This is a genomic window from Mesorhizobium sp. M7A.F.Ca.CA.001.10.2.1 (assembly GCF_003998575.1).
Classification (GTDB): Bacteria; Pseudomonadota; Alphaproteobacteria; order Rhizobiales; family Rhizobiaceae; genus Mesorhizobium.
Genome location: NZ_RZQY01000139.1, coordinates 1 through 11,042 on the forward strand (window position 1 = coordinate 1; position 11,042 = coordinate 11,042).

At 59.3% G+C, this 11,042-nt stretch carries 7 protein-coding genes, 1 pseudogene and 1 riboswitch; of the genes and pseudogenes, 4 read left to right on the forward strand and 4 right to left on the reverse strand.

Going from position 1 to position 11,042, the window contains the following annotated elements; genetic code table 11:
- Positions 1–1,142, forward strand: a 1,142-nt coding sequence (locus tag EN964_RS11945) for an FAD-binding oxidoreductase (protein ID WP_164775791.1), incomplete at its 5' end; no start/stop codon positions are given.
- Positions 1,143–1,332: 190 nt separating this feature from the next.
- On the opposite strand, the pseudogene EN964_RS11950 reads toward EN964_RS11945, so the two are convergent.
- The 4 genes and pseudogenes from EN964_RS11950 to EN964_RS11965 all read right to left on the reverse strand — a co-directional run.
- Positions 1,333–2,649, reverse strand: a pseudogene (locus tag EN964_RS11950) (IS5 family transposase); the annotation flags it as partial.
- 400 nt (positions 2,650–3,049) lie between these two features.
- Positions 3,050–4,105, reverse strand: a complete 1,056-nt coding sequence (locus EN964_RS11955) for a hypothetical protein (protein ID WP_063169411.1) — start codon at positions 4,103–4,105, stop codon at positions 3,050–3,052.
- Positions 4,102–6,168: a hypothetical protein gene (locus EN964_RS11960; RefSeq protein ID WP_063169412.1), complete on the reverse strand. Its 2,067-nt coding sequence runs from the start codon at positions 6,166–6,168 to the stop codon at positions 4,102–4,104. Before EN964_RS11960 ends, EN964_RS11955 begins: the two co-directional genes overlap by 4 nt.
- A gap of 2 nt (positions 6,169–6,170) precedes the next feature.
- Entirely contained in the window at positions 6,171–7,508 is a 1,338-nt protein-coding gene (locus EN964_RS11965) for a metallophosphoesterase (protein WP_127248690.1), read from the reverse strand.
- A 491-nt stretch (positions 7,509–7,999) separates the two neighbouring features.
- On the opposite strand from EN964_RS11965, the gene EN964_RS11970 reads away from it, so the two are divergent.
- The 3 genes from EN964_RS11970 to EN964_RS11985 form a co-directional block, all read left to right on the forward strand.
- The gene (locus EN964_RS11970; protein WP_082826710.1) at positions 8,000–8,263 is read left to right on the forward strand and encodes a hypothetical protein; all 264 of its coding nucleotides are present in this window, start codon (positions 8,000–8,002) and stop codon (positions 8,261–8,263) included.
- Positions 8,264–8,580: 317 nt separating this feature from the next.
- Positions 8,581–8,697, forward strand: a riboswitch (TPP riboswitch).
- A gap of 103 nt (positions 8,698–8,800) precedes the next feature.
- Positions 8,801–10,636 carry a phosphomethylpyrimidine synthase ThiC gene (thiC, locus tag EN964_RS11980; RefSeq protein WP_063169414.1) on the forward strand — a complete coding sequence of 612 codons (1,836 nt, stop codon included), beginning with the start codon at positions 8,801–8,803 and terminating at the stop codon, positions 10,634–10,636.
- On the forward strand, positions 10,633–11,042 hold a 410-nt coding region (locus tag EN964_RS11985), incomplete at its 3' end, for an FAD-dependent oxidoreductase (protein WP_127276390.1). The genes thiC and EN964_RS11985, both read left to right, overlap by 4 nt.

Consider the following 11,042-nt stretch of genomic DNA (forward strand, 5'->3'; position numbering starts at 1 on the left):
CATCCGTTGTGATCATTGGCGGCGGCGTCACAGGGCTGAGTGCTGGCTGGTGGCTAGCACAAACCGGCGTCGATGTTCTGGTTATAGAAAAGGGCATCGTTGGCTGGGAGGCTTCCGGCCGTAACGGAGGGGGCTGCGGACACGTTTTTTCGCCTCTTTACCCGGAGATGCTGCGGCTGTGGCCAATCATGGATGAACTGCTCGGTTATCCTACGGAGTTCTCTGCAAACCGCATCCACGTCGCCGTGACCGAGGAGCAATTGGCGGCCGCAACTCGCAGCGCCGCTGCGATGGAGCGCCATGGACACCGGTGCGAATTGCTCGACCGGACGCGGCTCCGAGAACTCGTTCCACTCGTCGGCGACAACGTTGCCGGTGCTCATTTCTATCACTTCGGGGGGCACGCCAACCCACACCGCACAGTCCAAGGCTACGCGTGGGCCATGCAGGACCACGGCGGCCAGCTCGTGCAGCACTGCGGGGTCACCGGGTTCCGCACCGAAGGCGAGCGGGTGGTAGGCGTAGACACGGAGCGCGGCCTATTTGGCTGCGATCAACTGGTCATTGCAGCCGGGCCATACACCGGGCGCTTCTCGGCGATGCTGGGGCAGGAGGTTCCTTTGGCAAGCGCGCGTGCCGAGATGATCGTTACCGAGCCGCTTCCCCTGATGGCTTATGGTGGCGTTGATGGTAACGATCTCCACGGCAGGCAGACGCTGCGCGGTAATCTGGCCTTTGGAGGCGGTCCACACGAATGGCTGGAACTAGCCGAGGGAGGCGTAATATCCAACCCCTCAACCCCCCTGATGGGTCATATAGGCCGCCGCTTGGTTGAAATGATGCCGAAGGCCGCGCATGCCCGCATTATTCGTTCTTGGGCCGGTGTGATCGAGAACACCCCCGACGGGCGCCCCGTGATCGACCGGCTCTCGACATTCTCCAACGTGGTTGTTGCCACGATGTCCAGCGTCGGCTTCGGCTTGTCGCCGTCAAGCGGGCGAGCAATCCGCGACGTAGTTGTCGACGGCGTCTGCAGCTTCGCAGACATTTCATCGTTTAGCTTGAAGCGTTTCGCCAGGCTCGAACCCAACTGGCGCCAACTGCAGGGCTGGGTTGCGATCCAATTCGGGGACGCTGCTTAGAAACATCGCGCTCAGCAGAAGCGCATCGCTGCGCGTTGCCGAAAGAAGCAGGCGGCATTGGTCATCAGTGATGCGCTTCGATTACTTGCACCCGATGTGCCCCCCTGAAATGTTCTCGCTTGAGGTTGGGTTGTCCCGTCGGCCGTGAACAATGAGAGGGATCAGGCTTCGAGCTCTTCGGCTGACTTTGTAAGGCTGCGATGAGAAGCCACAAAAATCCCTTCAGCCACCTGAGCAGGAGAGAGAAGTTATATCCGGCGGCGGCCAGGATGGCGTTGAGGGCGTCGCCCTGCTGGCCGGCGAGGTAGTTGCGGCCCATGCGGTGTTCGTTCTTGATGTGGCCCCGATGACGGGCTCGACCGCCGACCGCCGTCGCATCTGGCGCTTGATGGCTGGGGTGACGCGGCGTTTCTGGCCCGCGGTGAAGACCCTGAGCTTGTGGCTCTGGGGTGCGTTGTGGCCGCGATAGCCGGCGTCGGCGAGGATGCGGCCGATCTCGTTGCCGATGGTCTTTTCCATGTCGGGGATGACGCTTGCCAGCGTGTGGCCGTCATAGGGATTGCCGGGCAGTGCTTTTGCATGCAGGGCGAACTGGCCGCCCCTGGAGCGCTTCAGCGTGGTGGCCACCGACACCTTCACCCCGAACTCGTAGGGCGCATGCGCCTTGCCCTTGCCGATGCATTCCACCTCGTGTGCGTGCAGGCTGTAGATCTTGCGGCCGCGCTGGCGCTGGCGTTGCTCGAGAACGGTGGCGGCCTGGTAGAGCGGCCATTTGAACAGCGTCCAGCCCCTGATCGCCGGCGATCTGGCGACCAATGTCGCGAATGGTCCGGCCGAGATAGGTCTTGAGCTTGCGTAGCGCCTTGTTGGCCCGCTTGAACTGCTTGGCGTGGGCATAGCGCTGGTGGCTGATCAGCGCCAGCTTGCCGACCCGCACATAACTCTGGCGCAAATGGAGACCCGTCCTCTTGGCCAGCCGCACCAGCCGTTCGCGTGCCCGATGGATGAGCTTGGCGTCGGTCGGGAACATGACGTTCTTCGGCTGCACGGTGGTGTCGACGATCACCTGGCGCGTGTCGGCCGGTTTCATCGCCCCGGTCTTGACCGCGAGGCTGAGGCTCTCCTGCAACAGCACCATAATCCGCTCCTCGCCCATACGGCTGCGCCAACGCGTCATCGAGGAGCGGTCGAACGGCAGCGTATGGCAAAAGAACGTCTCGCCGGTGAGATACTGGAAATAAGGGTTCTCCACCCAGCGCTCGCACAGCACCTCATCCGACAGGTTGAAGGTGTGCTTGAGGATCGCCAGCCCCGCCATCAGCCGGGTCGGCAGCGGCGGCATGCCGGGGCCGTCCGAATAGACGGCGCCGAAACGCTCCTCCAGCACCGGCCAGTCGATCGCCTGCGCCAGCCGCACCAGCTCGTGCTTCATGTTGATGATTTGGTCGAGCCTGGAGCGGAACAGGTCCTGCTCTCCCGTCTCGCGCTTCTCGCGTGGCCTGGACATTCGCTGTCCCCTCGATTCGCCGCCGCCGAACCGAGTGAATCACGCTCCGCGCCACAAGGGAATCGCAAAACCGAATTGCAGGAAAACAGCCCCAATAAACCGCTAATCCTGCAATTCCAAAGCCGCTATCCGCCTCAATCAACAGGCCAGATCAATGGCTTGCGGATAGTTCACGGCCGACTCACTATTTCTATGCTGAACAGTCTCGCCTGAGTATATGTTTTAGCTAGTCGCTAATTAGACGGAATTCTGCCAGTCTGCATTCCCCCCTGATCTGATGTAGAGCAGCTTCCAAGTGGGAATTAGCCCCCCATCGACCGGATCGGGCGACACGAACATGCGCTGAAGGCTTGGCGGAACGGCTACTGGGACCATGATGCTACTCGAATGCAAGATAGTGTCAGAACGTCCCGGGAAGGCTGCAGGCAGGGGATGTCAGGTCAATCAGCCTATAGATATGATACCGCCCATTCGCTGAGACTTCACGATGGGCATAGGAGGTGGGAATTCTTGCCTTGAGATGGACGCGGCTGTCGGAGCAGGCGAGCACGGCAGCAGCGATGGCCTGAACCTTCGGGCCGCTGACAAAAACGTTCACCACCGCACGCGAGCCGAACCCGTCGAGATACGTCTCGAAAGCATCGAGGTGGGCCATCAGCCCGAAAGCCTGGATGTCGCGAACTTCGCCATCTTCGAGCCGGTGGGTTTCACGTACCTTGGCCACCTGTTGATCGAGCAAAGCATCGATATGCGCATTCTTGTCGCTTCTTGGGACGAGGAGCGAGATCCGTTCCGGACTGACGATATCGATCAATCCGTAGAATACGTCGGCATCTCCTCCGATCCCCACGAGCAGGACTTTCTCTTCGCCCATTCCTCCGCTGCCTTGAAGATGAGGGACGGTGACGTATCGGTCCAAGCCGCTGGAAAAATCCTCTTTGCCGATCGCGTTCCCGTAGATACCTTCGGCGTACCCGAATTCGAGAGACTGAATCGACATTTTCTTGAATGCCACCGCAATCAGCCATTGGATGTAGATTCGCGGCATCGTCGAGCACTCGACGAAAACCTTCCGCAGGCTTCCTTCGTATGAGCCACATGAAGCGGCCATCTGAGTGAGCAGGTGATCGAGGAGATTGATGTTCTTCTGATACTCGATGGAAGGCTCGAGGGTGATCACAGTCACTTCGACGCCCCATCGGGTACCCATAGCGATGAGCTTTCGCCGGTTTTCTTCGACGGCTGGGACGTTCGCTTCCTTCAGAGCAAAGTCCAGAACCACGATCTTGCCGACCTTCAGGTCAAGATGGTTTTCGAACGCGGCGAAACGCGTTTCCCATCCAAGCGCGACGATCGCGATATCTGCCTCCATCGTTTCGCAGGTACCTGCATCTCTCGCCTTCTCGGTGACGGCCAGATGGCCGAAGACTCGATACTCGACAGTTGAAGCGGTCATTCGAGATCGCTCTCGAAAAGCGAGTGCTGGAATTCGGTCTTGAGTGCGGGCCGCGCGACGAGCTCCTTAAACACCGAGTCGGCCCAGTCTTCTGGGAGCCGATGCCTGGTAAAAAGCAGGTCGACCATCCGCGCCGCAGGGATTGTGTTGATTTCGTACGGGCCGCGATAGGAGAACCCGAAGTAAGGTGCAAATCGCCGATGCAATCTGATCATCATCTCCTTCGATGCGGGGTCGGCGCGGTCCACCTCAAAGTTGCCGGCGGCGGAGACCTCCCGGATAAACCCATCCCTTTCCGCCCGACGCAGGACCTCGTCCAGTTTTCCGCTGGGTTGCTCCAGTCGGTTCACCAGCGAGCGCATTTCCTTTAGATCAACCCTGAAAATGCCTCTCTCTGTCGTTCCTAGAGCATTTTCTTCGGCAAACTCTGTCTGGAGGCGAGCGGTCAGGTAACCCAACGCCCGCACCATGCGCACGCTCTCTTCTTCGTACGGATGTGAAAGCGCCTGAAGTCCATCAAGCTTCCGTTGAGAGGCGGCGTTCACAGCCTGTCTCTGCTGTTCGAGATGAATCTGTAAATCCGAGTTGATGAATTCCACCAGTTTTCGTGGATCACTGGAACTCGGAACACTGCGGCGGAAGATCTCTCCCATTATATCAAGGAAATCGCGTATACAGACGTCGCTCAATGATGTGATGATCTGGTGCCCTACGTACGGGTAGTCATGCAGACGCAGCATCTGGCACGCTTTCAGAAAAGCCCATCCCTGTTTCCGGGCGATCGACCTCTTCAGATTTGAAGCATCCGCCTTGCTCATGGGCCGGCGCTTAATTTCCGGGTTCATGAGCGCGAGCGCCAGCCCTTCGGCATAAGGGCGCGCTTTTCGATCAAGAAGGAATTGCTGCTGATCCGCCGTCCTCAAATTCACGGAGAGGAATTCACGTGCTGCATCAGCAAGTGCCACAAGCTCTTCTCTGCCCTCGGAATGACCCGATATGATAACCCGCTCGATGATGTCATTGACGGAAAGCCGCCCCAGCCGGTTTTTGAGCGAAAACGCGCTGAGCGCATCGTTGCGCTCGAGATCACTCCGCAGATGGTCAGGAAGCGCATAGTACAGCCGAAGCGACGACACGTTCTCGCACAGCGTGGCGAACTCCCTCGGATCGACTGAATCAAGATTCTCGACGTCCCGGTCAGCATTCGAGAGCGACTGGCCGGGTATGATCGTCCGGATCGTGTCGTAGAGGCCGCCGATGTAGGCGAGGACCCATTTCACGTTGCCGCGCGTCTTTCTCACCAAGGTGTTCAGGAACTGCTGTTGGAGCGGTGTCAGTGCTTCACAGTCGTCAATCAGTATCTTGAAGAAGGGCGCCCTGTCACCGGCGAAAGATGGGCCATTTAAAAGTGGAGTGATCGCGGTCGCGACCTTGTTAATGATCGCGCCAGGGTCTGTTGCTCTGAAGCCGGTCGCTCCGGCATCGGCGGCAAAGAAGAACGCGTTGAAGCATTCGTCGACGTACCGGGTTATCCCACCCCGCAGCTCATCGATGCTGAAGAAGTCGAGACGGGCAGGTTGGGGTATGAAGTGCAGCACTTCGCGATGCAGTGCCAGGGCGACGTCCCTATCTTCGGAGGCCCGGTATTTCAAGTGGCCGTCGCGTCTGAGCTGGCCGATGCTCTCGAGCAGGCGTTCGACTATCTTCAGCTCCAGATAGTGAGAGAAGATTACGAATTGCCGCGGGATCACGGCGGCCGTGTCGAAGCGTATCCGCTCCGGAATGAGGTTCAGAACGGCGTTGTCGATTAGGGGCGAGAATGTCTCATTGAGCTGGAAGAAGACGCCATACCAAGCGAGCTTGCCGACTTGGTCCGAGAGACTTTTGTCTTCAAGAATATGGACTGTGGAAAGCGAGCGAAGAATGCTGGTCTTGCCGCTGCCTCTCGTCCCTGCGACGAAGACCGGCTTGGCGGCGGCAGAAATCAACGCCGACTTCTGACTGAACCACAGTATCGGGCGGCTTTCGTACTCGATCCTGTTGGGGCCGAACGGATTCTCCATCGCTATTCGTCCCTTACCTTAATGCGCCAAGCCGAGTTTGCCTTGGTGAGGCCGTCTATCTCGATGAAGCGCGCCGCTTGGAGCATCAGAAGAGAGTCTTCCAGATCTAGCCCGAGCTCGGCGGAGGCAGCAATCTCAGTGATCTCGTCCCAGAAGAGTAACCCATTCCCGCGCCTGGTGGCATGGTCGCGCAGTCGGCGCAGCAGGTCAAACGTGTCGTTGTTCAGAAAGGCCTTGCCGTTGGACATGGTCGAAATAAAGCAATGTTCGCCTTCCATGACCGTCCCGTCGGCGACATTGGTGCGGTAGGGTATAAGTCGGATGCCGACGAGCTCTCCCTGATCGGTCGTGAAGAAGACGAGCTCATTGAAACCTGACTGTATCTCTGGTGCTGAGATGCAGATCAATTTGCCGTCCGGAAACCTTGGATCGTTGACGATCTCGACCGGATCAGCATGTATGTGTCCATGCAGGTAGACGATAGGCTTGTTGCCCTGCAGCAGCTGAGTTCTGACAAATCCGCTGTTGAGCATCTCCGCGTATGGCGTAATGCGCGGAGTCTTTTGTGGCAGCAGATTGTGATGGCCGATTATGATGCCGTAACGCATGTCGGGCTGCTGGAGCAATTCCTGTAGGCCTGCAAGCATCTCACGCGAGATGTATGGCGTGTCCATCTGACCGTAATACTCGTCGTCGGACGCCTCCTTGTCTGGATCGCTGGGAGGTGTCGCGGGCGAATGTCCCGAGATGTCCGGCGAGCCGAGATCTACAGGCTCTGTAGAAGGACTGAGTGCCTCGAGACGATCACGAAGGAACGCGGGAAGGTTTTGAAGCTCCCAACTGCCTATCGCTGTGTTGACGAGGATGAAGTTTGCGCCTGCGGATCCTGTCGGAAGTCTGAAGTGCACGGGTTGGTCCACGGGAACGGTCTGCCAACCCAAGCGGGCGGCTAAACTCGCCATTTCGCTGAATTTCTCAGTCGGTCCAAGTTCGCGCGCGTCATCACGGTTCACATCGTGATTTCCCGGTACGAATATCAACGGAAGCGCCTTTGAACTGCGTCCCTGTGCGCGGCAGAGCAACGTGAAATGCTGGAATGCCGAAGCAATGAAGGTCTTGTCGCCACGGCTCGTGAAATCCCCCATGAAGGCGATCGAATCCAAGGGCTTCGAAGTCGTCAGCCGCCGAAGTTTCGTCAAGACGGCACGCAGCGAAGACGCGCGTAGCTTCTGCGTTATTTTCGGAGCGAACTTGCTATCCTTGGCATCGATGTTGCTAGAGGAAGGATGCCAGTCCGGATAGTGAATATCGCCTACTTGAAGGATTCGCACCCGCCGCATAACTCGCCCCCCTGCCGAGAGCCATAGACTAATCCGTTCGCTTTTGCCAAGCGCGAACGATCATCCGCAGTGTCCTTAACGAGGTAGCCTGCACTTTTCGAGAATTGCCACGGCGGCTATTTTTCGGCTGTGAAGCACACGAGACCCGTGACGTGAGACCCAGTTGCTCAATGCCCAGTTGCTCAATGAGCTTTCTTACGAATAAGGGAGAATTTCCGCGGCCGGACTATCTCTGAGCGAGCGTGCATGACTGCCAACGGAAGGTCTTGCACGCACCCTTGCGATCTTGAGCAATGGTCGCCATGACTTTCTTCTTGCAGGCTTTTGAGTGGCCCAGCCTGCGATCACCAGACCCCACCGATTCTAAAGAGCGTGGCAGATGGGATAGTCGAGGTTGCCCGTGCACAGTCACGCTCAGGGCTTGCGCCGCCCAGAGGACACGCTGAAAAGGCAGATTGGGGCGCAAGCACGCCATTCACGAGAGGTTCGACATGAAGACCATGCAAGAAAAAGACATTCCGGCATTCGTACAAGCAGTTGTGGACGCCGGCTGCAAAATTTGCGCGATTGGCAACTTGGGATACGTCTTTGGCGATGCTGATTTCACGCCAGCGCAACGGAGGGCCGTCGAGCCACAGCTGCGTAGGATTGCTGAAATCTACGGCGAACGCGATCATCTCATGAACGAGATAGCTGTATATCTGCGGTCGATCGGACGCCATGTCGAGGTTGAGCCGAAGACAGGTATTTCCTGATGGCCGTGATCGCGAGAAGCCGTCTTCCAACCTCTGAATCCTAAAGGAGGTGACCCCCAAGGCCGTTCGTCACCTTCGACCAGAATAACCACATCCGTGACCGCCTGAGCTACTTGGTCGATACGCGCACATGGCCAATACAGTTTCTCCATCCTTCACGAAGCGAATGAGGCTTTGGCCATTCAGCCCCGGTCTACGGGGCGTGACTTGTCCCCGATGCATGCGCGAGCTCTCCGCCCGGCTGGCCGCCGGTCGTCGCCACCGGCCGAAGGCGCCCGAATGCGCTTGACAAGATAGCGTCAGCCCGTTCAACCTAAGGCATTCACCAGGGGAGTCCCGGCAAGGGGCTGAGATACTGCTGGCTTTCGCGGCGCAGTGACCCGTTGAACCTGATCCAGTTCATACTGGCGTAGGGACGGTGCAAGCGCTTTGCGGGAGTTTACGCCCGAGGTCCTGTTGCAGCAGGTCTACAGAAGCGTCTTTTCATCCTTCCGGCACAGAACTGGGTCTCCAATGCATGAGCAAAGGAGCCTCACGATGAATGCCCTCACCCCCGCCGTATCGACGGGACCACTGCCCGCCTCGCGGAAAATCCACAAGCCCGGCGTCCTCTACCCGCAGATCAGGGTGCCGATGCGCGAGATTTCCGTCCATCCGACGGCCGGCGAACCGCCCGTCACCGTCTACGATCCGTCCGGCCCCTACACCGATCCATCAGTCGAAACCAGCATCGAAAAAGGCCTTGCCCGGCTTCGCCACGAATGGGTCACGGCGCGTGGCGATGTCGAAGCCTATGACGGCCGCCACGTCCGGCCGGAAGACAATGGATTCGCCACCGGCGAGCGCCTGACACCGGAATTTCCGATACGCAATCGGCCGCTCAAGGCCAAGCAGGGCAAGGCGGTGACCCAACTTGCCTATGCGCGCGCCGGCATCATCACGCCAGAAATGGAGTTCGTAGCCATCCGCGAGAATCTCGGCCGCGAGGTGATGCGCGGCAAGCTGCAACGCGACGGCGAAGCCTTCGGCGCGGCGATCCCAGATTTCGTCACACCCGAATTCGTGCGCGACGAGGTGGCGCGCGGGCGCGCAATCATTCCCGCCAACATCAATCATCCCGAGAGCGAGCCGATGATCATCGGTCGCAATTTTCTGGTCAAGATCAACGCCAACATCGGTAACTCGGCTGTCACATCGTCGATGGCCGAAGAGGTCGAAAAAATGGTCTGGGCTATCCGCTGGGGCGCGGACACGGTGATGGACCTGTCGACCGGCCGCAACATCCACAACATCCGCGACTGGATCGTGCGCAATGCGCCGGTGCCGATCGGTACGGTGCCGCTCTATCAGGCGCTGGAAAAGGTCAACGGCATCGCCGAGGATCTGAACTGGGAGGTCTACCGCGACACGCTGATCGAGCAGGCCGAGCAAGGCGTCGACTATTTCACCATCCACGCCGGCGTGCGGCTGCACTACATCCCGCTGACCGTCGACCGGGTCACGGGCATCGTCTCGCGCGGCGGCTCGATCATGGCCAAATGGTGCCTGCACCATCACCGGGAGAGCTTCCTCTACGAGCATTTCGAGGAGATCTGCGACATCGCCAGAGCCTATGACGTCTCCTTCTCGCTCGGCGACGGCCTTCGTCCCGGTTCAATCGCCGATGCGAACGACGCGGCGCAATTCGCCGAACTGGAAACACTTGGAGAACTCACCAAGATTGCCTGGGCAAAGGACTGCCAGGTGATGATCGAAGGCCCGGGCCATGTCCCCATGCACAAGATCAAGCAGAACATGGACAAGCAGCTCGCAGTGTGCGGTGAGGCGCCGTTCTACACGTTGGGGCCGCTGACGACCGACATCGCGCCGGGCTATGACCACATCACCTCAGGGATAGGTGCCGCCATGATAGGCTGGTTCGGCACCGCAATGCTTTGCTACGTCACGCCGAAAGAGCATCTCGGCCTTCCCGACCGCAACGACGTCAAGATTGGCGTGATCACCTACAAGATAGCCGCCCATGCAGCCGATCTGGCGAAGGGCCATCCGGCAGCGAAAACCAGGGATGATGCCCTTTCGCGCGCGCGCTTCGAGTTCCGCTGGGAGGACCAGTTCAACCTGTCGCTCGACCCCGAAACCGCACGGTCCTTCCACGACCAGACCTTGCCCAAGGAGGCGCACAAGCTGGCACATTTTTGTTCGATGTGCGGGCCGAAATTCTGCTCCATGCGCATTTCCCACGACATCCGTGCCGAGGCCCAGAAGGAAGGCATGGCGGCAATGGCGGCAAAATACCGGGAGGGCGGCGATCTCTACATGCAGGCGGACGAGACTGGCGTACCGGTCGTGCCAGAGGCTCCCAAACCATCATGAGGGTGCTCGTCAAAGGGGCCGGCGTTGCCGGCCTCACCGTCGCTTTCGAACTCGCCGCCCGCGGCGCGACGGTCACCGTCGCCGAGATGCGGCATGGCCTTGGTGGCAACGCGTCGTGGTTCGCCGGCGGCATGCTGGCGCCATGGTGCGAGCGCGAAAGCGCGGAGCAGCCGGTGCTGGATCTCGGACGCGATGCTGCCGACTGGTGGGATGCGGTGCTGTCGGGTCAGGTGACACGGGCCGGGACATTGGTCGTGGCCGCGCCGCGTGATGCCGGTGAGCTTGACCGGTTCGCCAGTCGCACGTCAGGGCATCGGCGCGTCGATGAAAACGAAATTGCGCTCCTGGAACCCGACCTCGCCGGCCGCTTCCGGCGTGGATTGCTCTTCCCCGACGAGGCTCACCT